Raw genomic sequence first — 22,717 nt, 5'->3', positions numbered from 1 at the left:
GCCGCGGCTCACCCCGTGCCGGCCGCAGGCGCTAGGCCGATGCCCGATATCGCGCCGAACACCGCCACCGCGGCAAAGCACGCCATGGACCGCCAGAACTCCCATTGGGCAATCCACGCCTTGGCACATATCATGGTTGTCGGGCCGGACGATCGGGCAATGGTGCTCGCGGCCCGCGGCACCGCCATGCGGCATTGCCGATCGCAACCGGGGGCTTTCATGCTGATCTCCAGACAATGCATGGCCGTGGCGCTGCTGGCGCTGGGCTGCACCGCAGCAAGCGCACAGCAGGGCTCGGCGCCGGATGCCGCCGGCGCCATCGCCGAGGCCGTGCAGGGCGGCGCCAGCCCCTACCGCCCGCCGGCTGCCGCCAGCGAAGATCCGGACGACGCCAGGCGGGCCAAATGCGAATCGCTGAAGGCGCAGTACAACGCCACCTCGAAACAGCGCGCCTACCAGTCTTCCGGTCCGGCCACGCAGACCGCCCAGGGACGCACGATCCCCAAGATCGAGCGCGACAAGTCCCGTAAGTCTCTGCAGGAAGCCTACCGGGCCAACTGCACGTAGCGGCTCAGCGCCCCATGCGCGCGTCATAGCTGCGCGAGATGCGCTGCATCAGGCCCGGGTCATCAGGGTCGCCGCCGTCGAACTGGACCCGCACCGACCCGTCGCCCTGGCGCCGCACGCTTGCCGACACCGGCCGGTTGTTGCGGCTGCCGGCGATAGTGCCGGCCGTCGCGTCCTGCACCTGGATCGTGACCCCCTGGTCGCGCAGGGCCCCGGCCGCGGCGTCAAAGGCGCGGTCGTAGCGCGTAGGCTGCGAGCCGGGATAGGTGGTTGGCACCATCGTCACCGGCTCGACGGGGTAAGGGTATGCGCACGCCGACAGCCACAGCACCACGCCAATCGCGGCCACGACACCCGGCACAGCGCCCGCGCGCTTCATGGCGCCCGCCGTAGCGCACGTCATGGCGTCACCCCGCTCCAGCCGGAGCCGGGGTCGAACGACCGGCCGCCACAGCCTTCAGCGCCGCCAGCAGCCGCCCGGCTGCAACCAGGCAGTCGTTTCACCAGAAAGGCCATATTCCCTCCTCGCGACCGGGTGCGGCGCCTGTGCGGCAGGGGCGTGCACACATGCCGTTTCCGAATCCGATGGGTGCGGGCTGCCGATGCGCGTTGATTAGACGCGCGCGTTCATGCTTAATACGCGATATGAAGGTAGTACGACATTTATGGGATTTCAACCGATTTACGGCGCGCACCGCCACTACCGGAAATTTGTGCACAAAATTGACTCGCGAGCGCTAGTCCGGCAGCTTGCGCGACTTCCAGCCGCCCTGCTCCTTGCAATACCAACCGGTCCACGATTCCGACTGCCCGGCGCGGCGGAACTCGCTGCGCACCTGCCGACAGGCATCGCCGCGATCCGTGCGCGTCTGCAACGGCGTGAACGATCCTTCCACCGCGCGGTGCCGCTGATCCGCCGGCAAGCTGAACGCCACGCTTGCGCCATCGGCGGACTGGTCCATGGTCTTGCCAAAGACGTCCCACGCGGAATTCAATTGGGCCTGGCCCAGCGTGCCGACGATGGTGCCGGACAGGTAGTGATCAAAGTAGCCCCTGGCCGGCCACGCCGACACGGCCGCGGCAATCCCGGCGGCAGCGGTTATGCGCCGGCAACGAATGGCCATGGCGCCTCCTTGCTCGAAGCGCTCGGCCAGCGCCATGGCGTCGACCTTGCGCTGCTTCGAGGAAATACGGTTGATACGCGGCACCATTCCGCGCAACGTGCCGGCATCGACTTTCTCCCTGGCGTTGCGCGACTGCTGCCGCGCAGGCCTGCCCCACGATATGCCATGACGGATCGGCCGATGCACTTTGGTGCGCGAAAAACCAGCGCCGTGCGTACGCATCGTCATCAAAGTCCTGGCGCACTGCTTCAATGAAGCATAGATTGAGCCGGCAAGCAAGCCACGGCACTACGGGCATCGCCTACATCCATCGCGGACAGCGCCCTATCGGCAGACCCTATCGTTCAGCCTGGCATTGGGCCTATGGCTGAGGAGGGTTGATCGGAGATCGGCTGCCGTATCGCGATGACCATCTGACCGAGACCGGCTGCAGTTTCAGCCAGCCACCCTTACGCCCTCGGGCGGCCGAAGCAGGTCGGTAAGCGGACTCTGGCGAGAGCCGGTTGATTTACACCATTGGCAGTTGCCGCACCGGCTTGCCGGTAAGCTGGGCGACGGCATGAGCCACGGCCGGCGCGATCGGCGGCACGGCAATTTCACCGACGCCGCTGGGCTCTGCCGTGCTGGGCACGAGGTGGGTTTCGATTACCGGTGTCTGCGCCATCTTCATCATCGGATAGTCAGGGAAGTTGGTCTGAACGATCCGCCCGTCCTTGATCTGAATCTGGCTGTACAGCGCTGCGGTCAGCCCGAAGATGATTCCGCTTTCCATCTGTTGCGCAACGATATCCGGATTGACCACCGTCCCGCAGTCCACGGCGCAGACGACGCGGTGCACGCGCGGCTTTCCGTCCTTGAGCGACACCTCTGCCACTTGTGCCACCATCGAGCCGAACGAGTTGTGCAGCGCAAGCCCGCGCGCACGCGGTGCGCCGTCCGCGGCGGGTGCCAGCGGCCGGTTCCAGCCTGCCGCCTGCGCTGCGGTGTCGAGCACCTTCAGTTCACGCGGATGCGCCTTGAGCAAGTCCCGCCGCATCGCCAGCGGGTCGAGCCTGGCAGCGGCCGCCACGTCGTTCAGGAAGCCTTCCAGGAAGAACGCCGTGTAGGAATGGCCGACGCTGCGCCAGAATCCGATCGGCACCGGCAAATCGACCACCAGGTGCGCAATATGCTCGTGCTCGATCTCATACGGCAGGTCGAACAGGCCTTCGGCTGCATAGCGGTCGATACCGAGCGACGGCACGCCGAACAGGCGCTCCAGCTCGCCGGCCAGGATCGACTGCCCGGCGCTGCGTGAGGCGATGGCCGTCACCTTGCCATTCTCGACGCGCGCCTTCAGGCGTGCGATGGCCTGCGGGCGATAAAAGTCGTGGCGGATGTCGTCTTCGCGCGCCCAGATCACCTGTACCGGGCGGCCCTCGGTTCTGGTGGCGATCGATACGGCCTGGCCGATGAAATCCGACTCCAGCCGCCGTCCGAATCCGCCGCCAATGAGCGGGATGTCGATCTGCACCTGGTCCCGGCTCACACCTGCAGCGCGCGCGGCGACCAGTTGCGCCAGCGTGGCCACCTGGGTGGGCGCCCAGAGCTGCACGCCATCCCTCGTCACCTGCGCCGTGCAGTTGATCGGCTCCATGGCGGCATGCGCCAGGTACGGCACACTGTATTCGGCCTCGACGATGGTTGCGCCACCCGTCTTGTCAAAAGCCTTCAGGCCATCTCCCATCGAACGGTACGTGAAACCGCCCTTGTCGCTGTCGAGCGCGCCGACGAGTTGCTGCCGGATTTCCGCGGAATCGAGCGAGGCATGCGGCCCGTTGTCCCAGACCGGTTCGAGCTTTTCCAGGGCCTGGCGTGCCTGCCAGTAGTGGTCTGCCACCACGGCCACGCCCGGTGCGCCACCCGTCGATCCGTCGAACGGCACGACATATCGCACGCCGGGCATGGCAAGCGCCGCCTTCGACTGGAAGGTCTTGAGCTTGCCGCCAATCACCGGACACATGACGACCGCCGCATACAACATGCCGGGCGGCCGCGCATCGATGGCAAAGCGTGCGCTGCCATCCGTCTTGGCGGCGATGTCATTGCGCGGTGCAGGCTTGCCAATCAGTTGATATTGCGCAGCCGGTTTGAGCGTGACGCTCGATGGCGGCGCAATGTCGCGCGCCTTCCGCGCGACGGCAGAGAAAGGCATCTGCTTGCCGCCCGGGCCAATGAGCTGGCCTTCCCGCACCGTGACCTGTGCCGCTCGCACGCCCCATTCGCGCGCAGCAGCTTCCACCAAGCTGGCGCGCGCGGTCGCGGCGGCCTCACGCACTGGCTGCCAGCCGTCGGCCACGCTGCTGCTGGCGCCGGTGATGATGAGGCCAATCTCTCGCGCGCTCTTGGCCATGATCCAGTGCAGTGCGCGCGCCCAGGTCTTGTCGGCATCGTCCGGATGCAGCGGCAGCGAGCTGTCGCCCATGGTAACGACATTGCCATAGATCCGCTCGATGGGTGACGACTCGATACTCACCCGCGTCAGCGGCATATCGAGTTCCTCGGCGGCCAGCATCGACAGCGCGGTGTGGATGCCCTGTCCCATCTCCACCCTCGGCATGGCGAGGATGACGTTGCCTTCCGGGGTGATCTTGATCCAGCCGTTCAGGGCAATCTGGCCGGACTTTTCAGGGAATACCGCGGGACCGCCAAGCCGGCTTCGCGGGGGCATCACGCCCCAGCCCACCACCAGCGCGCCGCCAAGGCCGAGCGCCCCCAGCAGGAATCGGCGCCGTCCGCGGCTCGGGGTCGTTGCCTTAGCGTTCATGCGCGGCGCTCCCGCAGCGCCTTCGCGGCACGCTTGATGGCGGTGCGCACGCGCGGATATGTGCCGCAGCGGCACAGGTTGGTGATCGCCGCGTCGATGTCGGAATCACTAGGGTCTGGCTGCCGGGCCAGGAGGTCCGCCGCCGCCATCAGCATGCCCGACTGGCAGTAGCCGCATTGCGGCACCTGTTCGTCAATCCAGGCCTGCTGCAGCGCGTGGCGCTTGCCCGGCGCGCTGCCCAGCCCTTCGATCGTGGTGATGCGCTTGCCGGACACCGCCGCCACGGGCAGGACGCAGGACCGCACCGCCGCGCCATCCAGATGCACGGTACACGCGCCGCAAGCCGCGACGCCGCAGCCGAACTTCGTGCCTGTCAGGTTCAGGTGATCCCGCAGCACCCACAGCAAGGGGGTGGCCGGGTCGCATTCAACGCTGACCGCTTGGTTGTTGACGTGCAGATTCATCTGTTACCTCCACCGATATGCATAGCGGCAGGGCTTGCATCCGCACGCCCACAAATTTCCACAGCCAGCCGGGAACACGAGCCTTATCTGGCTCGCACTCGGTAGTCTCGATGATTGCCCCTGACAGCCGGCAGCCCGCACTTTAAGGTTGAACTTAACTTGAATGTCAAGCATCAATGCGGATAGTCCAGGAGGGACTCACTCCCGACTCTCCGGGATCAGCTCGCCGCACGGCGACGGGTCTTATCCCGGGCTGGCACGACGGCCCCTTCTTCGCGGAGCCGGTCCAGCACCCACTTCGTCCTGGCAGAGCAGGTCATATCCTCTGGCCGGTTTTCGATGTTGCGGATGGCGGCAAGCAGATGGGCCTTGTTTTGTTTGAGGCGCTTTTGCATGTCCTCGATTTCGGCAACTTTCCGCTTGAGAGCATCCAGCAACTCATCGTGCTGCCAGTTCCCCGAACCGAGCGGTAGCAGATGGCGGATCTGATCGAGCGAGAACCCAGCACTCTGCGCGCTGGCGATGATTTCCAGAATCCATACCGCCTCAGGCGGGTAGTCGCGATAGCCATTCGACTGGCGCTCGACCGCCAGGATCAGTCCGGCGGCCTCGTAAAAGCGAATGCGGGAGGCCGTCAGACCGCTGAGCTTGGCCAGTTCTCCAATTCTCATACAGCACCTAAGAAATCATTGACATTAAGGTTCACTTTAATCCTACAGTGAATCCTGGCCCGGGCAAGGGAGGCCTGCCTGGCTGGCACGGTGTCCCGGGCCACATTCCCTCCCCTCATTTGCCTGTCTGGAAATGACCAGGACTCGACCTCCGCGCGGCAAATGTCAGCGCGCACATCGCCGATTGAAGGCTTATGCACGACATAGGAGAAGCGAAATGGGATACGTGACAACGAAGGATGGCGTTGAGATCTTCTACAAGGACTGGGGGCCACGGGACGCACAGGTGATTTTTTTTCATCACGGCTGGCCGCTCAGCGCTGACGACTGGGATGCCCAGATGCTCTTCTTTCTGGCGCAAGGCTATCGGGTCGTCGCGCATGATCGCCGCGGCCATGGGCGATCCGCTCAGGTCTGGGACGGCCATGACATGGACCATTATGCGGATGATGTGGCGGCGGTCGTGAACCACCTCGGCGTGCAGAAGGCTGTCCATGTCGGCCATTCCACCGGCGGCGGCGAGGTCATCCACTACGTCGCCCGCCATGGGGAAGACCGCGTCTCCAAGGCGGTACTCATCAGCGCCGTCCCGCCGATCATGGTGAAGACCGAGAAGAATCCGGGCGGACTGCCCAAGGAGGTGTTCGACAACTTCCAGGCGCAAGTCGCGGCAAACCGTGCGCAATTCTATTACGACATTGCCGCGGGCCCCTTCTACGGCTATAACCGCCCCAGCGCAAAGCCGTCGGAAGGCGTCATCTGGAACTGGTGGCGGCAGGGAATGATGGGTAGCGCCAAGGCTCACCATGACGGCATCGTTGCCTTCTCGCAGACCGACTTCACCGAAGACCTCAAGAGCGCCACGATTCCTGTTCTGGTGATGCATGGCGACGACGATCAGATCGTCCCTTATGCGGACTCGGGCCCGCTGTCGGCGAAGCTGCTCAGGAACGGCACCCTGAAGACCTACCCGGGTTTCCCGCACGGCATGCCCACTTCCAACGCTGAAACGATCAACGCGGATCTGCTCGCGTTCGTGCGCGGCTGACAGCCACGGTAGCCGGAAGCACAGCTTCTGGCTCCTGATGAGCGCGAAGCCATCCAAGACGCTCAAGCGCAATGCCGCGAAAAAATGCAGTCCTGCCCGCCACGAGTTTCGTGGCGGGCTTTTTTATGTGACGGGTACCGTCATTGCAAACCGGGAGCCCCTGCCCGAGGTCGTCGCACGAGCGCCCAATTCGGCGCAGATCTCGCCGCGATGCACGGCGACGCGCAAGCACCTCAAAAAAAGTCATTGACCTTGAAGTTGACTTCAACCTTAAAGTCTGACCAAGACAGACGAGGTGAGCCCATGAACGTTTTCGACAAGCTGATCCTGCGCAACGGTTCAACCGTTCCAAACCGCATCGCCAAAGCCGCCATGGAAGAGAACATGGCGGACGCCGACCACGCGCCCTCCGAAGCGCTGATGCGGCTGTACAAGGCTTGGGCAGAGGGGGGTGCCGGCCTGTTGATCACCGGCAATGTGATGGTGGACAGCCGTGCCATGACCGGACCTGGCGGCGTTGTGCTGGAAGACACCAGACACCTGGACAGGTTCAAGCGCTGGGCACAGGTGGGCCGGTCCAAGGGAGCGCAGTTCTGGCTGCAGATCAACCATCCCGGTCGCCAGATGCCTGCCAATCTCGGCCAGCCCACGTGGGCTCCCTCCGCCGTATCAATGAACCTGGGCAACATGTCCCGGCACTTCAACACGCCGCAGGCGATGACGCAGCAGGTCATCGAGGACGTGATCCAGCGCTTTGCCCGTACGGCGCAACTCGGCGAACAGGCCGGTTTCACGGGCGTCGAAATTCACGCGGCGCACGGCTACCTGCTGAGCCAATTCCTCTCGCCGTTGAGCAACCAAAGAACAGATGCGTGGGGTGGTCCGCTGGAGAACCGCGCTCGCCTGCTCTTTGAGATCGTCAAGGCCGTACGCGCCGGGGTTTCGCCCGGATTCGCAGTTGCCGTCAAGCTGAACTCTGCCGACTTCCAGCGTGGCGGCTTCACCGCGGATGACGCCCGCCAGGTTGTGAAGACGCTCAACGAGCTTGCCGTCGACCTGGTCGAGCTGTCGGGAGGGAGCTATGAGGCTCCCGCCATGCAGGGTGAAGCCCGCGACGGCAGCACGCTCGCCCGCGAGGCCTACTTTGTCGAGTTCGCCCGCGACATCCGCGCGGTGGCGAAGATGCCAGTGATGGTCACAGGCGGCATCCGCCGTCGGCCGGTGGCCGAGCAAGTGGTCAGGAGCGGCGTGGACATGGTTGGCATCGGTACTGCCCTGGCCATCGACCCCAATCTGCCGCGCGACTGGCGTGCTGGCAAAGACAGTGCGCCTGCGTTGCTGCCGATCAGTTGGAAGAACAAGCCGCTGGCCTCATTGGCCAACATGGCGGCAGTCAAGTTTCAACTGCGCAAGCTCAGCCGAGGCAAGGCCACGGATCCCAGGGTGTCACCGCTGCGCGCGCTGATCCTGCAGCAGGTGTCCAACGCATGCCGCGTCCGCCAATACCGGCGCTGGGTGGCTCAGCGCGTCCATGCCTGACCGGCCAGAAAACGCTGCAATCCCTCCCGAACCGGACCTGTCTCAACTTAAGCACCCAAAGTATCGTCAAAATGAAAATCAGCAGTCTTGCAGCTACAGCAGGGGTAATCATGAGTTTCCTCTCGAATCCTGCGTGGGCCGATGGCACATCGGAAACCAGGCAAACCGAAAGCACAACAATCAGCATCGCCGGCCATGACGTCCCTGTGGTTAAAGGCGGGCTGTATGACCGCTATCGCTCCAACCCTCCCCTTTCCGTCATTGCATCGGAAGCTCCGGACGTTGACTTGAGTTGGTTCAAAGGGCTCAAGAAGGAGAAGGTGGATATTGGCTTTGAATCCTATTCGCCAAACTTCTACTACAAGAACAGCAGGGTGACGGTCATCTTCACCGCGGACTTGAACAAGCTTCGGGAATTGATGCCTGCCCAAGTCCTGGAAAAGGTTCAACCGCTGCAGGTCTGGCCGGGCAGAGGCCTTGTCGCACTCACTGCCTACGCCTACGACTATTGCGACAACGACAGCTACAACGAGATTGGTCTCTCCGTCATCACGAATCGACCGGGCAGCTCCAGTTTTGGACCGCTCACCTTGATGAGTCAGGCGATGTCGAACGACTTCTGGGGCTACGTGCTGAAGCTTCCGGTCAATACCGAACTCGCCAGGGTGCGTGGGGTGGTCGGTTACAACCTGCCGAAATGGCTGACGGGCATTAACTACCGCGAGACCGACAAGTCGGTTGTCGTCGAGATCTTTGACCGTGAGACGGGCAAAGTCGATGTCACCATGGAAACCAGGAAGCTGGCCAACCTATCGAGCAATATCTCCATGGTGACCAATAGCTTTACCAATGTCGATCAGCATGGACAATTGACCACGGGCCATGCAACTTCCCGTCAGCTCAGTCATGCCTCCAGCACTAGTGCCGAGGCGGTAAGCCTCACTCTGACTGAAGGAAGTCTATCAACGTTCATCAAGTCCCTGGACCTTGGCAAGATGGTCAAGTACGAGTACGTGCCAGAATTCCAAAGCGCGCTCTACTCTCCCAAGCCGCTGTGAGCCCTTCTTGTCGTCGCGTCGACGCCGGTAGCCCCACGCAGGCATGTCTGGGGGCTACCGCCTTTTATTCTTGTCATCTTAGGCAGCCTCCAACAGATTTTCCCGACTTGGCGCGTGGATATCGCGGACCTGGGATGGCTGAGAAGGGTCGGCAGTTGCCTCTCGCACCCGCACGCCGAGATCAGGGACCGGCTATTCCTCCGGCCCCGCGAACTCAATCCAGTGGTAGCTGTATCCCGGTCTCTGCGAACACCTCGCGTACGACGGACAATCCGTTCAACGCCGCCGGGAATCCCGCATAGACCGCCATCTGCATCACAACTTCCACCACCTCCCCTGGTTTGCAGCCGACGTGCAAGGCGGCATGTACATGCACTCGAAGTTGGGACAATGCATTCCCAAGTGCGCATAGTGCTGCGACCGTTGCCAGTTCCCGCTCGCGCAAGCCAAGCCCTTCCCGCGTGTAGATGTCGCCGAATGGGAACTCAACCACGTAGCGCGCGAAGTCCGGAAACGATTTTGCCAGCGTTTCGACCACCTCCAGACCGGCCACGCCATCCACGGCAGCCAGCATCCGTGCGCCACGCTCGTAACGTTCGGCGTTCATTGTCCACCTCCTTCGCGATGTCGCCGAACAATACGGCCTGGGGCAGCAGGGTGAGCAAGGTTCATGAAGTTCTCCAGAAGCGTTTGTCCGTCAACTGTAGAACCAGTCTCGTTCATGCGGAATGACCGAATTCGTGATACCTTTTTGATATGTCCAATCGTATCGACTCCCGCTCTCTCTTGCTCTTCCTTGCCGTTTCGGATGCGCTGAGCTTCCGCCAGGCGGCAGAGACGCTGCATCTTTCTCAACCGCCACTGAGTCGTGCGATTCGAGAATTCGAAGAGCGGTTGGGAACGCGGCTGTTTGACCGCAACACCAAGGGCGTGACGCTCACCCCGGCTGGAGAGAAGCTGCTACCTTATGCACGCAAAATTGCCAAATTGCTTCGCGATGCCGAAGCAGCGCTCACGACCCCAGGCTTGCCGGTCAACCTTCGGCTCGGGCTGACCAGCGCCGTGGAACCGGTCTGGTTTAGCGGGCTGGCACAACGGGTGCAAGCCGCTCATCCCGGAATGGTCGTGTCGACTTTCTCCGATACATCGCCGCGGCTCATACGTCAGCTTCGCGCTGGCAAACTGGACGCAGCCTTCATAGCGCTGCCGACAAGCGCGCAGGGGCTAGATGTCCAAGAACTCGACCGACTGCCGATGGTCGTCGCGATACCTTCGACTCATCATCTTGCAAAGCGCAGAACAGTTGGCCTCGCGGACCTGGCACGTGAAAAGGTCCTCTGGTTCGAGCGTGCGCGACAACCCGCGTTCTACGACCACTGCCAAAGGGTTTTCTCCCGTCATGGGTTCGCTCCGTCAAAACTGAGGGAGCCAACGGATCATCATGTTCTACTGGGTGATGTGGCCAATGGGCGGGGTATAGCCCTGCTGCCAAAATCGTTCACCGCTTTGAAGCGCGCAGGCGTCGCCTACAGGTCGCTGGTCGAGGGCGAGGAACTATCGGTTGGCATTGGACTAGCTTCGCCCGCGGATCGGCCAGGCGTACGGGACATACTGGCAGCAGCGACAGCAGTGAACCGGCACCCTTAGCAGCCGGGGTGCTAATGGCCGGTCTTGTTGCTTGACGACAAAGAGCGCACTGCGCCCAACTTGCCAGGAGCCTGGTGGCTACCAGTCAGGCTCGTATCGATTGGCGTAACGGGTGGGACTCACGCCATTGTATTGGCGAAACCATCGACTGAAATTCGAGACCTCACTGAACCCAAGGCGGGAGGCAATCTGGGAAATCGTCATATTTCCCTCTTCGAGCAACGCACAAGCTTGTGCAGAACGCGCTCGTTGGACTACATCTCTGAAGGTAACTCCCTGATTGCTGAGATGCCGATTCAGCGTCCGCACAGTTACCTTCAATGAGGCTGCAACATCGCTGCGTGTCAGTAAAATGCCTTCGCTCTCATGCAGCATCATTTCAACGAATTTAACCAGATCGCGGTTGTCCGGTTGCTTTCCGCCGATGGCCTCGCACTGTGCGGCCGCCGCTGTCATGCCTGGCCTGTTGGCCATGGGGAGTGGCTTATCGAGCGACGACGTGGCCAGCTTGACGGTAACGCCTGGAATGCGTCGCTGACCGAAGCGGAAACGTACGAAACGGTTGCCTAACAGGCGGTGAACATCGGCGGGCGCGTCCGTCGACAGGTAGATCTCATACCCATCACTATCCGCGCCAAGAACGCCGTCTAGTTGTACCTGGAACGACACGGCCAAGGCTTCGACAAAAAAATGCAGAGTGCGACGCGGCATAGCGGCGTTGGGCATGAAAGTAATCTCCGCCAACGATCCACGTCGCTCATATCTCATCTTGAACACCGGCACGATCAGATGGTAGTAGCGTGCAGCAAGCCTGAGCATCTCATCCAGCGTCCCGCTGCAGAGCAACGCATAGCCGAGCGGGCCATGCTCTGTCAGTCTTGCATGCCGCCCAAGCTCCAGCCCTAGATGGGCAGACCCGCTCACCCTGGAGGCGGCTTCGATAAGCGCATCCAACTGGGCAAGCGTAATCACACCCCCCGGATCACGCAACATTTGCGCAGTAATACCGGTCCTCTTGAGAAACTCCTGAGGGTCTGGGAGATGGCTGTATACGATCCGCCCCAATGCCGAGTAGTAGCGACTAGGCAAGCGCTGATATGAACTGGACACCATGATCCCCGCACTTCCATCACTGTCCCAAAATGACAATGGAGTGTCTCACTTTGACAATGCGGTGGCAATGGGAAAGGCCGACCATCTGATGACCACGCGATCTCGATCCGGTCCACCGGGGCCGCCTGGAGAGGTGCAGCGGCAGCTATGGCGAGCTGACACCTGCAATTTGATCCATCACGCGCTGTGGCCAGCGAAGCCCTCATGGCCTGGCGCAGTTGTTATATCGGAGACTTGAAATGTTCTATGAACAAGTGGCTACTGCATGTATCGACGATGCCGCGATTCCGTGGGTACCCATGTCGGCGAAAACGCCAGACGTATTGCTGAAATATTTCAAACTTGATCCCACCCGGGGCGAGATGATTGTTCTGCTAAAGGCGCCATCGCGTCGCCAGTTGCCGAAGCACCACCACACCGGCACGGTCATCGTGTACACCCTGAAGGGGTCCTGGCGGTATATTGAGCACGACTGGATTGCGGGGCCGGGAAGCGTGGTCTTCGAAACCGCTGGTACCAGTCACACCCCGCAGGCCCTCCCCGATGACGATGAGGTCATTACCCTGAATATTGTTCAAGGCGATCTCATCTATCTGGATGACAAAGACCAGGTCGTCTCGATAGAGAACTGGAAATCGGCCATGCAGCGCTACCTCGCCTACTGCGAGGAGGCCGGGATCACCCCAAGGGATATCACCGCATTCAGCGGTTGAATCCGTTCCCCCGATCTTGTCGCTGACTTCCTTGTGCCATTGAACAGTATGAACCCTACTTCAAATCGCCTTTCCGGCAAGCACGCATTCATTACAGGAGCCGCCGGTGGTCTCGGACAGGCAATCGCTCATCGCATGGCTCAGCACGGAGCCCGGGTCTTCCTGACTGACCTTGCCGACGAATCAGTGCTGACCAGGATCACGGATGAAATCAACACCATCCACGGCAAACAAGTCGCGTGGGCGGCGAGCCAGGACGTCCGCGACGAATCCCGTTGGCGGACACTGCTGGACGAAGCGAGCACCGCTATGGAAGGAATTTCCGTCCTCGTGAACAACGCGGGGGTCGGCTCGAATGGCGGCATTGAGCAAATCGAGCAGCAGGAGTGGCGGCGAGTTATGGAAGTCAATGTCGAGAGCATCATGCTCGGATGCAAGCACGCGCTTCCCCATTTGCGAGAATCACAACCGTCCTCGATTATCAACATTGCCTCGGTTGCTGCCTTTAGAGTCAATCCACATCTTATTACCTACAATACCTCTAAAGCCGCCGTCACGATGCTGACAAAATCCGTTGCCATTGACTGCGCCCGCAACCGGATCGATGTACGCTGCAACTCCGTGCATCCTGCGTTCGTACGTACCGGCATCGTCACGCCGATCTTCCAGCGACTGGGGGAAGAAGCCGCCATGCGTGAACTGACCCGGAACATCCCCATGGGCCGGCTTGGTGAGCCCGATGACGTTGCGTATGCCGTGATCTACTTGGCGTCGGACGAGAGTCGATTCGTCACGGGGGCGGAGCTTGTCGTAGACGGAGGACTGTGCCCCGCGTAAGTTTGGCTCCACGGGATTGCAGTCAATCCGCCTCCCCAGTGGCCCGCGACCCACTACACCTTGCATCGGTCGCGGCCTTTCTTCACACCCCAGCGAATACCTCCCTGAACCCGCGGTCAGGCTCCCGCAACCAGCTTCAGGCGCGCCAAATCCAGCACGATGATATGGCCGTAATGCTGCGAGATAATGGCTTCTTGCTCCCATAAACGGAGGATCTGGCTCACCCGCTGGCGGCTTACGCCGACCAGTTGCGACAGCAGATCCTGGGGCAAGGGCAAATCAATCTCCACGCCTCTGTTGGTCTGGGTCCCATAGTGGCTGGCCAGATCAAGCAAACGGACCGCAAAAAGCTCTTCGCCAGGCCGCACCAGGAAGGCTTCCACACCGGCGAGCAACGCACGCATACGCGAACTCTGAAGTAGTAGTAAATGCCGGGCGAAGCTCGGATGCGTCTGAAGCAGCGACTGAAAATGGGCGGGCCGCAATAGGACAACCCGAGAGGCAACATGCGCCCATGCGTCATGCACTCTGGGAAGACCGTCAATCATTGAAAGCTCACCAAACCACTGGCCGGGCTCAAGCAAATCGAGCGTTGCCTCTTTGCCGCGCATTGATGTGCCGCTGAGCCGGACCGCCCCTTTCAGTACGCAATACAGCCCGTCGGCAGCGCCGCCGCGAATGTAGATCATTCCTCCCGCAGCGACATCTTGCACTTTGCCATGACTGGTGAGTGCTCGTTGGATCTCCACTGGAAGTTCAGCAAACCACGAATTCGATAGCAGGACGGCGTGCTGTGCCTGGCCGAGATCGGTCATATAGATGGATTGAACTCAATCGGGAAAGTGCAAGTTTTTGACAGACATGGCTCTTCCAGACGGCTGATGATGTCAACAAAAACTACGGAGACAAATCATGCCCCAACTGACCTGCTCGCGCCACCTCTCGAAGTGAGTTCCATTGTTCACCGCGGACGCGGTACCGACAAGCTACGCCGACGCGTGCGGAGAGAACTCGCGCGCCCTTGCCTCGTCCGCTACAACGCACAGCATCGCGCGGGACATCTGCACGCGGCCACTTGAGGGAAAACCATGACTAGCTCTGCCAGCCCAATTACCGTCCCGGAAGCCGATGCCAGCATCGACGGACGTGCGGATGCCGTCTTCGCTAAGGTTTCCAGACGGCTAGTTCCCTTCCTTTTCCTGTGCTATTTGCTCAGCTTCATCGACAGAGCAAACATCGGATTTGCACAATTGCAGATGAAGTCATCCCTTGGCTTCAGCGATACAGCATATGGTATCGGTGCAGCCATGTTCTTCGTCGGCTATGCATTGTTTGAAGTACCGAGCAATCTCATGCTGCAGCGTATCGGCGCCCGCGCAACGCTGTTTCGCATCATGGTGCTCTGGGGACTGGCATCGGCCGCAACGATGCTGGTCAAAACACCAGCGCAGTTCTATGTGCTCCGGTTCCTGCTCGGCGTGTTCGAGGCAGGCTTCTTTCCGGGCATTCTTCTGTACCTGACCTACTGGTTCCCTGCCAATCGTCGCGCTCGCGTTATCGCACTGATCATGACAGCGAACGTAGCGGCGGGATTTGTGACCGGTCCCGTGTCCGGTTGGATTCTGAAATCCCTACATGGAGCGCACGGGCTGGAGGGCTGGCAATGGATGTTCCTGCTTGAAGGCCTGCCTACCGTTCTGGTCGGAACTCTTGTCTTTGTCTTCCTGCCCAATCATCCCAGCCAAGCGAAATGGCTTCACGCCGAAGAGATAGCGCTCATCCAAAGAAGCCTTGCCGATAACCAGAAGCCCGTGCAGGGCCATGCATTCTGGCCAGTGCTACGAGACGCCAGAATCTATCTGCTCGCATTCGGCGCGTTCGTCAATGGTTGCGCTGGCTATTTCCTCGCCTTCTGGATGCCTACCATGGTCCGGGAGTTGGGTGTCGATGACCCTCAGGCGATTGGTCTCTATGCTGTCATTCCAAACGCCTTCGGCATCGTGGCGATGATCGCTTACAGTCGTCATTCAGATCGGCAGAACGAACAACGGCTGCACTGGGGCATAGCGTTCCTGGTCGCTGCGTTGGGCTTCGCCGTGCTCGGCTATGTCGTGCAGCTCAGCCTCGCCTGGACGCTGATTGCGATTACGTTTGGCGGCTCGGCGATGGTCTCATCTACGCCCATCTTCTGGGCGATGGCGACTCGCTACCTTCCCAAGGCCAAGGCTGCAGCCGGCATTGCATACATCGGCACGCTTTCGAGCCTGGCCGGCATGAGCCCCGCTGTGGTAGGTCTTGTCAAAACCCACAGTGGGAGCCTGACGCTGCCGATCTATGTCCTTTCCGCCTTGTTCCTTGTCGCCAGCTTAGCCGTCATCGCGGGCATGCGTGGCGCCATGGAGGATAGGCGCACATGAATGACCCGATCGAGAGTTCCCACGCAATCACCTCATCCTGCCTGATCCATAAAGGAGCAACATGCAAACGCCCGATGTTTATCGTTCCGTCTCGCCAATCGAATGGCAGGTCCGTGTGGACTTGGCCGCCGCGTATCGGCTGGTGGCGATGTTCGGCTGGGACGACCTGGTATTTACGCATATTTCCGCGAGAATACCTGGCACACACGAGTTCCTCATCAATCCGTATGGGCTGATGTTCGACGAGATCACCGCGTCATCCCTGGTGAAAATCGACCTGGACGGCAACAAGGTAGCGCCGTCGCCATACGAGATCAATCCCGCGGGCTTCACCATTCACAGCGCGGTGCACGCGGCGCGGGAGGACGCGGGGTGCGTCATGCACACTCACTCGCTCAACGGTGTTGCCGTGTCCGCGCAGCAAGGCGGCTTGATGCCCCTTTCACAACAATCGCTCTTTGTGCTGCAGTCGCTGGCCTATCACGACTATGAGGGCATTGCGGTAAACCCGGACGAGAAGCCTCGCCTGGTGCGCGATCTCGGCAGCAAGCACGTGCTCATGCTGCGCAACCATGGCGTGCTTACCGTTGGCAAGACCATCGCCGACGCTTTCGTAGCCATGTACTTTGCGGAAGCCGCCTGTGCAATTCAGGTGCGCGCCCAGGCCGGCGGAGACATCCTCATCCGCATCCCACCGGAGATCCTCCAGGAAATCGCAGCACAATCTCGCATCACCACACGGGAGATGGGCTCAGATCGCCTCGTCTGGCCTGGGCTGCTCCGCCGCCTGGACCGCCGCAATCCCGGATATGCTGATTGAGCGGCTGCGAATCAAAATACAAAAGGAGTCGACGATGAACGCATCCGAATTCTTCGCACAGTCATACTCAGAGGCGCGGTCCAAATTCCAGCACGCCGCGCACAACGCCGGCCTGGGGGTTCAAAGCTTCAAACATCGCCTCAAAGGCCGACACGGCGAAGAGCTGGCCGTCGACGTCGTGCGAGTCGGGCCGATCGACGCCCAGCGGCTGCTGATTATCAGCAGTGGCTGCCATGGTGTGGAAGGTTTCGCTGGCTCAGGTGTTCAGAATGCCCTCTTGTGCGACCGGCTGTTTCACGATCGCGCTTGCAAAGCAAACATCGCAGTCCTTTATCTCCACGCACTAAATCCATGGGGATTCTCCTGGTGGCGTCGCTGGACCGAAGACAATGTCGACCTCAATCGAAACTTCCGCGACTTTTCCCCAGGAATCGAACTTCCCGCCAATCCCGGTTACTCGCAGTTGGCTCATGCGTTGGTCCCGGAATCCTGGCCTTGCGCAGATGCAGATAGAACACTTTGGGACTACGCGGCAAAGTATGGAATGCGCGGCATTGAAACGGCCATCGCATCTGGGCAATATAGTCATCCGGATGGATTGTTCTTCGGGGGACACTCCCCCACCTGGTCGAATTTGGTGATTCGCACCATTTTGAGTGAGCATTGTGCGCAGTGCTCGGATTTGGCCTGGCTTGATCTGCATACCGCTACGGGGCCGAAGGGCGAAGCGACCATGGTCCTAATGTCACCCGACGAGGCAGGGTCGCTCGACCGCGCTCAATCATGGTGGGGAAGCGGGGTCACAAGGCTGGAGCACGGCGACGGGCCGATGGTACCCCGTACCGGGACGATGGCGATAGGCACCAGCGAGATCTTTGGTCACGCACAGTACACCGGAGTCATATTGGAGTTCGGAACGGAAGATGGCGTCGAAGTGACAAATGCCTTGCGGGCTGCGCAGTGGTTAGATCGGCAACCGCATGTTGAAGCGACTATCCGGGAAAGCATCGATCAGCGCATACGCGACGCCTTCTACACAAACACCGATTCGTGGAAGCGCTCCACGGTAGCACAAGGCATCGATGCGGCAAGCAGGGCCATAGCCGGAATCGCTCACCTTTGATTTGCGTGGGCATAGGACGGAACTGCCGATTCTGCGTGGGCCGGGAGATTGCATTCAATCTGTCGGCTGCCGCTTTTCCCACCTTGGACTCGGATAACCGCCATCGAGTTTGGAAGGCTCGAACGGTGCGGAAGGGTTGCAGATTCAACCGGTCCAGCAGGAACAATCGGGTTGCGCTCGGCATGTGGCCGCACCCGGCCAGAAGCTGCCGCTAGGCGGCTATTGCTGCGACGTCAGTTTCGAGGTTGGAAGCAGCCGATCGCCGCGAGAATTGTTGCCATGGACGTCAAAACAAGGGGCATTCGCGAAAGGCGCATCTGCGCGACGAGATTTCAATGAACGCAATTGCCGCACAATGCAATCTGCCTCTGAATGCGAGACGCGAAGCTTCCTAGAACGTGACGCTGGATTTCAGACCAATCACAAAGGCATCACTGTTACGAGATGTACCACCCGGATGGAGAATGTATTGCAAATTTGGACGAAGCGATACCGAAGGCACCGGAGACCAAGCGTAATACACCTCGCTTACATACTCGTATCCGCTGCCCGCGATAACATTCTGGCCGGTGCGAGCATTGTTCTGTTTCACGAAATCGGCATAACGCGCATTGTTGTGGGTGGCACCCACCGCAAAGCCGATCGAGTCTCGTGCGCGGCCCTCGAACAGCCCCTTGTACTGAACCCCCATCGTGATTTGATGATCCAGTTGCGCCGTATTGCGGTCAGCATGCGAGAAGTTGAAGAACACCGTTGCGCCGCGACCGCCGTTGGTGCCGGTGACCTGCTGTTGGAAATTCAGATAGACGCCGTACTGCCCCGAGCGCTTGAGGGGGTCAAGGCCTGTCACCCCGCGCGGGTTACCGTTCACGTCGAGGAACAGATCGTTGCCGTCCGACGTGTTGTACCATCCCCCCACCTTGTAGGAGCCGGGACGGCCCTGCCAGGTTGGTAGCCACGCCACTTCCATCGGAATCAGCGCGCCGGTGGTGCCGCTCGGATTGATTGGTTTCCAGCCATTGTGGCGCAACCAACTTTCGTCGACGTAGTTCGGGTTGACCTGATACACGCCAGTTTGCACGTAGGTTTCCTGTGACGTGTGATATTTTAGACGCGAGCCCCACACGCTCGTCGGCCAGTTGAGCCAGTAGCTGCCGACCAGGTTGCCCGGTTGCGCGCCGCAGAACGTGAGGTTCTGGAAGTCGCAGGAGAAGCTGAAGAAGTCCTCGCCCACGGTCAGGCGGCCAAGCTTCAGCTCCAGACGATCTTCCAATAGTTTCTGGTTCATCCACAACTGCGTCAGGAGCCATGTTTGGCCGCGCCCGAAGACTTCCTGGATGAGCATGTTGTTGCCGATATTCGCGTCCGCCCCGAGGTTCCGTCCGTTACGGTCGGTCATGGTGAACTGGAACGTTCCGCCCTGCCAACCCCAAAGCTTGTTTGTATCCAGCGTGGTCCCAAACGCCCACTGATCGGTGTAGCGCGTCAAGCGATCAGTGCCGCCTGAAAAGTTGTGCGCCACTTCACTAACGTAGCCGAAACTGAACGCCACGCCCTGTTCCTCCAGGCGCGTACGCGTCCCTCCCCAGTCTCCCAGTAGATAAGGGCTGGTCGATACATCGTAGGCGTGCCCGCTGGCGGCACCGACCGCAAGAATCACCGAGGTGACAGCACGCAGATACGCGGACCAACACCGCGAGCAATTGATCTTGTTAGGCATCGGCATGTGTATCTGCTTTTTGTATGGAGAATCTGCGCAACTGCAGTCGAACATCATCGCGGTTTGATTCGCGATGCGCCAGCATGACAACGTGCTCGTGTTGCGGGGAATATTCACAGACTGGGTCGAGCGTCCCTGCGTCGCCAGTGAGTGCGAGGGCCTGACAGCGGCACCCGCCCCAGTCTCGTTCCCTCGCATCACAACTGCGGCAGGGTTGAGGCATCCAGCCGGTGCCGCGATAAGCGGCAAATGCGGAAGATTCGAACCATGCCGACGCAAGCGTGCTAACGGGAAAGCGCGGATACTCCAGATGCTTCAGCGTCTGCGCCGCGTGGCACGGGAGAATTGTCCCGTCCGGCATCACGTTCAGAAAGTGCCGGGCCCACCCACCCATGCAGGCTTTCGGCCGGCGCCCGTAGTAGTCAGGGATAACATAATCGATGACCATACGACCCTTCACCCGCTCCCGCCATTCCTCGACCAGAAGGCTCATGCCATGGATTTGGGCGTCGGTGGGCATTAGTGCGGCGCGATTCTGCAGAGCCCACCCATAGTATTGGGTGTTGGCCACCTCGACCCGCGCGATTCCCCGCTCATCGGCATAGCGCAATATCGCGTCGAGTTGCCCGACATTCTGGCGGGTCACGACGAAATTGACCGTCAGCGCCAAGCCGGAAGCCTGCACGCGGGCCAGCGCCTCGCGCTTCCTGGCCACACCGTCCCTGAACCCGGAAAGCGTCTCGGCAACGCCTTCCTCCAGTCCCTGGAAGCTCAGTTGTATGTGACTCAGACCCGCATCGACCAATGCACCAAGCCTGGCATCATCCAGAAGCACGCCAGACGTGATCAGGTTGCTGTATAGCCCGACCTTGCTTGCATGAGAAACCAGCTCCGGCAGGTCTTCGCGGGCCATTGGCTCGCCACCCGAGAAATGGATCTGCAGCACACCCAGTTCTGCCGCCTGGTCCAGCACTGCACACCAGTCGCCCGTTGACAGTTCGCTTGAGCCCGGCGTCAGCGCAAGTGGATTGGAGCAATAGGCACAGCGCAGCGGGCAGCGATGGGTCAATTCCAGCAGGACAGCCAGCGGCGGGGCAACGGCAGGATCATTCATAGCGAACAAAGCCTCGCTCGACCATGTTCGAAAATAGCGCCAGTACGTCCGCCTGAATCGTATCCAGCGGCGCGTCAAATTCACCGGCCAGTGCTTCGCAGAGCGCGCCGATCGTCTGATCGCCGCTGCGCTCGAGAATCAGCCGCGCCATGTCGTCGAGCACGAGAAGCCGCTCCGGCCCCAGCAACACCCAACGCTCGCGAACGGCGTCGTGCTGAAGCCGGGTACCGGGGGCAAGCCGCACGCAACTCGCTAACGTAAGCATGGCAACTCACTGGGATCGAAGGCACCGGGCGGAATCGTGCCCGGCGAAACGTAGGCCGCGTAGAGCGCGTCGAGCTGCGCCCATAGCACGTTGCACTTGAACGTCAAAGCATCCAGGACGCCCTGCTGCTCAGACTGCGTGCGGGCGTTGCGCTTGACATAGTCCAGCGCGAACTCAGCATCCCGCGGCGCCTGGTCGAGGCGGCGCCGGAAATATACGAGAACCGATTCGCTGATGAATGGATAATTCTCGAGCATGCCAGCAATGCGTTCCCGGTGGATGTCCGGTGCGAACAGTTCGGTCAGGCACGAAGCCACTGCAACCACGGGCGAGTGACGCGCGACGAAATCGACATAGGCTTCCACTGCGAACACTGTCGCGGGAAGCACGCCGCGCTGCGATACGACATAGTCGCGGTCGAGACCCAGACTGTCGGTGAGCACCAGCCAGCGATCGATGCCGCCCTCCTTCTCGCCCCAGCCATCGTGGTCGAGAATCCGGTGCACCCACTCACGCCGCAGGCTGCGGTCTGTCACCCGGCTGATCAGGGCGGCATCCTTGCGCGGAATGGCGGCCTGGTAGCAGTAGCGATTCAGTGCCCACGCCTGGACTTGGCCGAGGGTCAGTGCGCCGGTATGCAGCAGGCGGTGAAAGGGATGCCGGTTGTGATAGCGCTCATGGCCAATCTTGCGTAACGCGCCTTCTAGTTCCGCTGGCGAGAGCACTCCCGTCGATGGATTATTCAATTAAGAACTCCATGCCGTCGTGTGCGATTTCCCAGCCCGACTTCTGTATGAAGGCACGCTCCGGGCTGTCCGGCAGCAATACCGGATTGGTATTATTGATGTGGATGAACACCTTGCGGCGCAGCGAGACGCCCTCCCACTGCGCAACCGCTCCCTTTGCTCCGCTCATAGGTAGATGGCCCATGCGAGATGCTGTCTTGTGACCAGTACCACTGGAGATCATCTCGTCCTCCGTAAACGTCGTGCCGTCAAACAGAAGACTGTCCCTGGTGGACAGCCTGGCCTTGATGGTGTCCGGCAGCCCAGAGCAGCTAGGCAGGTAGAACAGGCGGTTGCTGGAACCGGCAGCACCAATCGCAAGTCCGATCGTATCTTCCGGTACCCCCCCGAGGCCGAAGGCCTCCGGATTTTCAAGCCACAGTGCGATCTTGCCCGGAATGGCAAATGGTTCAATGCGTACGCTCGTGTCGCCCCCCCTGGCGTCGACTACTGGCTGGACCTCGTCGAGCCGTAGGGCACGGCGCTCGACGTGATTGCGAGCCAGCACATTGAAGACCGCATTGCCTTCCAGCACCCGCAGGACCCGTCCAGTCGCATATAGGGTAAATGCCTGGCTTTCGCGCAGCGACAGCAGGCCGGCTATGTGGTCGACGTCGGCATTGGTCAACAATACCGAACTCAATGGACTGGAGCGCGGCCCCTTGACCGGCTGCAACGCCTGCGTCGCTGCAAACTGCTGGCGGATGTCAGGAGAGGCGTTGACCACAACCCAGCGCACGCCATCCGCGGATACTGCGATAGAGGACTGCGTCTGAGGAACAACCAGATTCCCTTCACGGGCCGCCCGGCATGTCGTGCAGGCACAATTCCATTGTGGCAAGCCTCCGCCTGCCGCCGCCCCCAGCACGATGACGCGCAGCATTTG

General features: G+C 60.8%; 25 protein-coding genes. 11 read left to right on the top strand and 14 right to left on the bottom strand.

The window, feature by feature from the left end; genetic code table 11:
- Positions 1 to 8: 8 nt before the first annotated feature.
- Positions 9 to 221, bottom strand: a complete 213-nt coding sequence (locus tag RALTA_RS30325; RefSeq protein WP_157877194.1) for a hypothetical protein — start codon at positions 219 to 221, stop codon at positions 9 to 11.
- Here RALTA_RS30325 and RALTA_RS17980 point away from each other — a divergent pair.
- The gene (locus RALTA_RS17980) at positions 220 to 567 is read left to right on the top strand and encodes a hypothetical protein (protein WP_012355311.1); all 348 of its coding nucleotides are present in this window, start codon (positions 220 to 222) and stop codon (positions 565 to 567) included. The two genes, RALTA_RS30325 and RALTA_RS17980, sit on opposite strands and share 2 nt — an antisense overlap.
- Positions 568 to 571: 4 nt before the next feature.
- Here the strand turns inward: RALTA_RS17980 and RALTA_RS17975 are convergent, their stop codons facing one another.
- From RALTA_RS17975 to RALTA_RS17955, 5 genes are all read right to left on the bottom strand, one after another.
- Entirely contained in the window at positions 572 to 946 is a 375-nt protein-coding gene (locus tag RALTA_RS17975) for a hypothetical protein (RefSeq protein WP_012355310.1), read from the bottom strand.
- A gap of 358 nt (positions 947 to 1,304) precedes the next feature.
- Positions 1,305 to 1,919: a hypothetical protein gene (locus RALTA_RS30805; protein WP_012355309.1), complete on the bottom strand. Its 615-nt coding sequence runs from the start codon at positions 1,917 to 1,919 to the stop codon at positions 1,305 to 1,307.
- Between the two features lie 280 nt (positions 1,920 to 2,199).
- A complete protein-coding gene (locus tag RALTA_RS17965) occupies positions 2,200 to 4,497 on the bottom strand; it encodes a xanthine dehydrogenase family protein molybdopterin-binding subunit (protein ID WP_012355308.1) in 2,298 nt (765 codons plus the stop codon).
- Positions 4,494 to 4,961 (bottom strand): (2Fe-2S)-binding protein, encoded by a 468-nt coding sequence (locus RALTA_RS17960; RefSeq protein WP_012355307.1) that lies wholly within the window; start codon positions 4,959 to 4,961, stop codon positions 4,494 to 4,496. The genes RALTA_RS17965 and RALTA_RS17960 overlap by 4 nt, the downstream gene beginning before the upstream one ends.
- A gap of 218 nt (positions 4,962 to 5,179) precedes the next feature.
- The gene (locus RALTA_RS17955; protein WP_012355306.1) at positions 5,180 to 5,632 is read right to left on the bottom strand and encodes a MerR family transcriptional regulator; all 453 of its coding nucleotides are present in this window, start codon (positions 5,630 to 5,632) and stop codon (positions 5,180 to 5,182) included.
- Between the two features lie 217 nt (positions 5,633 to 5,849).
- On the opposite strand from RALTA_RS17955, the gene RALTA_RS17950 reads away from it, so the two are divergent.
- From RALTA_RS17950 to RALTA_RS17940, 4 genes are all read left to right on the top strand, one after another.
- Entirely contained in the window at positions 5,850 to 6,680 is an 831-nt protein-coding gene (locus RALTA_RS17950; protein ID WP_041232456.1) for an alpha/beta fold hydrolase, read from the top strand.
- Positions 6,681 to 6,717: 37 nt separating this feature from the next.
- The gene (locus tag RALTA_RS30315) at positions 6,718 to 6,930 is read left to right on the top strand and encodes a hypothetical protein (RefSeq protein ID WP_012355304.1); all 213 of its coding nucleotides are present in this window, start codon (positions 6,718 to 6,720) and stop codon (positions 6,928 to 6,930) included.
- A 53-nt stretch (positions 6,931 to 6,983) separates the two neighbouring features.
- Positions 6,984 to 8,219 carry an NADH:flavin oxidoreductase/NADH oxidase family protein gene (locus tag RALTA_RS17945; protein WP_012355303.1) on the top strand — a complete coding sequence of 412 codons (1,236 nt, stop codon included), beginning with the start codon at positions 6,984 to 6,986 and terminating at the stop codon, positions 8,217 to 8,219.
- Positions 8,220 to 8,329: 110 nt separating this feature from the next.
- On the top strand, positions 8,330 to 9,277 hold the full coding sequence (locus RALTA_RS17940; protein WP_197536826.1) for an acetoacetate decarboxylase (ADC): 948 nt from the start codon (positions 8,330 to 8,332) through the stop codon (positions 9,275 to 9,277).
- A gap of 214 nt (positions 9,278 to 9,491) precedes the next feature.
- On the opposite strand, the gene RALTA_RS17935 is transcribed toward RALTA_RS17940, so the two are convergent.
- Positions 9,492 to 9,884 (bottom strand): carboxymuconolactone decarboxylase family protein, encoded by a 393-nt coding sequence (locus tag RALTA_RS17935; RefSeq protein ID WP_012355301.1) that lies wholly within the window; start codon positions 9,882 to 9,884, stop codon positions 9,492 to 9,494.
- Between the two features lie 149 nt (positions 9,885 to 10,033).
- Here RALTA_RS17935 and RALTA_RS29130 point away from each other — a divergent pair, with 149 nt between their 5' ends.
- Positions 10,034 to 10,924, top strand: coding sequence for a LysR family transcriptional regulator (locus RALTA_RS29130; RefSeq protein ID WP_012355300.1), 891 nt, complete (start codon positions 10,034 to 10,036; stop codon positions 10,922 to 10,924).
- A 78-nt stretch (positions 10,925 to 11,002) separates the two neighbouring features.
- Here the strand turns inward: RALTA_RS29130 and RALTA_RS17930 are convergent, their stop codons facing one another.
- Positions 11,003 to 12,037, bottom strand: coding sequence for an AraC family transcriptional regulator (locus RALTA_RS17930; RefSeq protein WP_041232454.1), 1,035 nt, complete (start codon positions 12,035 to 12,037; stop codon positions 11,003 to 11,005).
- 239 nt (positions 12,038 to 12,276) lie between these two features.
- Between RALTA_RS17930 and RALTA_RS17925 the strand changes: the two genes are divergently transcribed.
- Entirely contained in the window at positions 12,277 to 12,750 is a 474-nt protein-coding gene (locus RALTA_RS17925; RefSeq protein WP_041232453.1) for a 2,4'-dihydroxyacetophenone dioxygenase family protein, read from the top strand.
- A gap of 48 nt (positions 12,751 to 12,798) precedes the next feature.
- Positions 12,799 to 13,587, top strand: coding sequence for an SDR family oxidoreductase (locus RALTA_RS17920; RefSeq protein ID WP_041232452.1), 789 nt, complete (start codon positions 12,799 to 12,801; stop codon positions 13,585 to 13,587).
- A 116-nt stretch (positions 13,588 to 13,703) separates the two neighbouring features.
- Here the strand turns inward: RALTA_RS17920 and RALTA_RS17915 are convergent, their stop codons facing one another.
- Positions 13,704 to 14,402 (bottom strand): Crp/Fnr family transcriptional regulator, encoded by a 699-nt coding sequence (locus tag RALTA_RS17915; protein ID WP_041232451.1) that lies wholly within the window; start codon positions 14,400 to 14,402, stop codon positions 13,704 to 13,706.
- A 273-nt stretch (positions 14,403 to 14,675) separates the two neighbouring features.
- Here RALTA_RS17915 and RALTA_RS17910 point away from each other — a divergent pair, with 273 nt between their 5' ends.
- From RALTA_RS17910 to RALTA_RS17900, 3 genes are all read left to right on the top strand, one after another.
- On the top strand, positions 14,676 to 16,004 hold the full coding sequence (locus tag RALTA_RS17910; RefSeq protein WP_012355294.1) for an MFS transporter: 1,329 nt from the start codon (positions 14,676 to 14,678) through the stop codon (positions 16,002 to 16,004).
- A gap of 61 nt (positions 16,005 to 16,065) precedes the next feature.
- A complete protein-coding gene (locus RALTA_RS17905) occupies positions 16,066 to 16,824 on the top strand; it encodes a class II aldolase/adducin family protein (RefSeq protein WP_012355293.1) in 759 nt (252 codons plus the stop codon).
- A 34-nt stretch (positions 16,825 to 16,858) separates the two neighbouring features.
- Complete coding sequence (locus RALTA_RS17900) at positions 16,859 to 17,947, top strand: M14 family metallopeptidase (protein WP_012355292.1); 1,089 nt, start codon at positions 16,859 to 16,861, stop codon at positions 17,945 to 17,947.
- A gap of 391 nt (positions 17,948 to 18,338) precedes the next feature.
- On the opposite strand, the gene RALTA_RS17895 is transcribed toward RALTA_RS17900, so the two are convergent.
- Genes RALTA_RS17895 through pqqB form a run of 5 tightly spaced genes read right to left on the bottom strand, consistent with a single transcriptional unit; the run spans position 18,339 to position 22,714 of the window.
- Positions 18,339 to 19,667, bottom strand: a complete 1,329-nt coding sequence (locus tag RALTA_RS17895; protein WP_012355291.1) for a carbohydrate porin — start codon at positions 19,665 to 19,667, stop codon at positions 18,339 to 18,341.
- Positions 19,660 to 20,781 carry a pyrroloquinoline quinone biosynthesis protein PqqE gene (pqqE, locus tag RALTA_RS17890; RefSeq protein WP_012355290.1) on the bottom strand — a complete coding sequence of 374 codons (1,122 nt, stop codon included), beginning with the start codon at positions 20,779 to 20,781 and terminating at the stop codon, positions 19,660 to 19,662. The genes RALTA_RS17895 and pqqE overlap by 8 nt, the downstream gene beginning before the upstream one ends.
- Positions 20,774 to 21,046 (bottom strand): pyrroloquinoline quinone biosynthesis peptide chaperone PqqD, encoded by a 273-nt coding sequence (gene pqqD, locus RALTA_RS17885; protein ID WP_012355289.1) that lies wholly within the window; start codon positions 21,044 to 21,046, stop codon positions 20,774 to 20,776. Before pqqD ends, pqqE begins: the two co-directional genes overlap by 8 nt.
- Positions 21,034 to 21,792 (bottom strand): pyrroloquinoline-quinone synthase PqqC, encoded by a 759-nt coding sequence (gene pqqC, locus RALTA_RS17880; protein ID WP_012355288.1) that lies wholly within the window; start codon positions 21,790 to 21,792, stop codon positions 21,034 to 21,036. Before pqqC ends, pqqD begins: the two co-directional genes overlap by 13 nt.
- Complete coding sequence (gene pqqB / locus RALTA_RS17875; protein ID WP_012355287.1) at positions 21,785 to 22,714, bottom strand: pyrroloquinoline quinone biosynthesis protein PqqB; 930 nt, start codon at positions 22,712 to 22,714, stop codon at positions 21,785 to 21,787. Before pqqB ends, pqqC begins: the two co-directional genes overlap by 8 nt.
- Between the last annotated feature and the right edge of the window lie 3 nt (positions 22,715 to 22,717).

This window comes from Cupriavidus taiwanensis LMG 19424, from assembly GCF_000069785.1.
In the GTDB taxonomy this organism is placed as follows: domain Bacteria; phylum Pseudomonadota; class Gammaproteobacteria; order Burkholderiales; family Burkholderiaceae; genus Cupriavidus; species Cupriavidus taiwanensis.
This window is presented reverse-complemented; position numbering and strand designations above follow the sequence as displayed.

What these genes read in the sequence shown, in the direction of transcription:
- RALTA_RS17980 (WP_012355311.1), top strand. Translation starts at nt 220, where the DNA reads ATGCTGATCTCCAGACAATGCATGGCCGTGGCGCTGCTGGCGCTGGGC.
- RALTA_RS30325 (WP_157877194.1), bottom strand. Translation starts at nt 221, where the DNA reads ATGAAAGCCCCCGGTTGCGATCGGCAATGCCGCATGGCGGTGCCGCGG.
- RALTA_RS17975 (WP_012355310.1), bottom strand. Translation starts at nt 946, where the DNA reads ATGAAGCGCGCGGGCGCTGTGCCGGGTGTCGTGGCCGCGATTGGCGTG.
- RALTA_RS30805 (WP_012355309.1), bottom strand. Translation starts at nt 1,919, where the DNA reads ATGACGATGCGTACGCACGGCGCTGGTTTTTCGCGCACCAAAGTGCAT.
- RALTA_RS17965 (WP_012355308.1), bottom strand. Translation starts at nt 4,497, where the DNA reads ATGAACGCTAAGGCAACGACCCCGAGCCGCGGACGGCGCCGATTCCTG.
- RALTA_RS17960 (WP_012355307.1), bottom strand. Translation starts at nt 4,961, where the DNA reads ATGAATCTGCACGTCAACAACCAAGCGGTCAGCGTTGAATGCGACCCG.
- RALTA_RS17955 (WP_012355306.1), bottom strand. Translation starts at nt 5,632, where the DNA reads ATGAGAATTGGAGAACTGGCCAAGCTCAGCGGTCTGACGGCCTCCCGC.
- RALTA_RS17950 (WP_041232456.1), top strand. Translation starts at nt 5,850, where the DNA reads ATGGGATACGTGACAACGAAGGATGGCGTTGAGATCTTCTACAAGGAC.
- RALTA_RS30315 (WP_012355304.1), top strand. Translation starts at nt 6,718, where the DNA reads ATGAGCGCGAAGCCATCCAAGACGCTCAAGCGCAATGCCGCGAAAAAA.
- RALTA_RS17945 (WP_012355303.1), top strand. Translation starts at nt 6,984, where the DNA reads ATGAACGTTTTCGACAAGCTGATCCTGCGCAACGGTTCAACCGTTCCA.
- RALTA_RS17940 (WP_197536826.1), top strand. Translation starts at nt 8,330, where the DNA reads ATGAGTTTCCTCTCGAATCCTGCGTGGGCCGATGGCACATCGGAAACC.
- RALTA_RS17935 (WP_012355301.1), bottom strand. Translation starts at nt 9,884, where the DNA reads ATGAACGCCGAACGTTACGAGCGTGGCGCACGGATGCTGGCTGCCGTG.
- RALTA_RS29130 (WP_012355300.1), top strand. Translation starts at nt 10,034, where the DNA reads ATGTCCAATCGTATCGACTCCCGCTCTCTCTTGCTCTTCCTTGCCGTT.
- RALTA_RS17930 (WP_041232454.1), bottom strand. Translation starts at nt 12,037, where the DNA reads ATGGTGTCCAGTTCATATCAGCGCTTGCCTAGTCGCTACTACTCGGCA.
- RALTA_RS17925 (WP_041232453.1), top strand. Translation starts at nt 12,277, where the DNA reads ATGTTCTATGAACAAGTGGCTACTGCATGTATCGACGATGCCGCGATT.
- RALTA_RS17920 (WP_041232452.1), top strand. Translation starts at nt 12,799, where the DNA reads ATGAACCCTACTTCAAATCGCCTTTCCGGCAAGCACGCATTCATTACA.
- RALTA_RS17915 (WP_041232451.1), bottom strand. Translation starts at nt 14,402, where the DNA reads ATGACCGATCTCGGCCAGGCACAGCACGCCGTCCTGCTATCGAATTCG.
- RALTA_RS17910 (WP_012355294.1), top strand. Translation starts at nt 14,676, where the DNA reads ATGACTAGCTCTGCCAGCCCAATTACCGTCCCGGAAGCCGATGCCAGC.
- RALTA_RS17905 (WP_012355293.1), top strand. Translation starts at nt 16,066, where the DNA reads ATGCAAACGCCCGATGTTTATCGTTCCGTCTCGCCAATCGAATGGCAG.
- RALTA_RS17900 (WP_012355292.1), top strand. Translation starts at nt 16,859, where the DNA reads ATGAACGCATCCGAATTCTTCGCACAGTCATACTCAGAGGCGCGGTCC.
- RALTA_RS17895 (WP_012355291.1), bottom strand. Translation starts at nt 19,667, where the DNA reads ATGCCTAACAAGATCAATTGCTCGCGGTGTTGGTCCGCGTATCTGCGT.
- pqqE (WP_012355290.1), bottom strand. Translation starts at nt 20,781, where the DNA reads ATGAATGATCCTGCCGTTGCCCCGCCGCTGGCTGTCCTGCTGGAATTG.
- pqqD (WP_012355289.1), bottom strand. Translation starts at nt 21,046, where the DNA reads ATGCTTACGTTAGCGAGTTGCGTGCGGCTTGCCCCCGGTACCCGGCTT.
- pqqB (WP_012355287.1), bottom strand. Translation starts at nt 22,714, where the DNA reads ATGCTGCGCGTCATCGTGCTGGGGGCGGCGGCAGGCGGAGGCTTGCCA.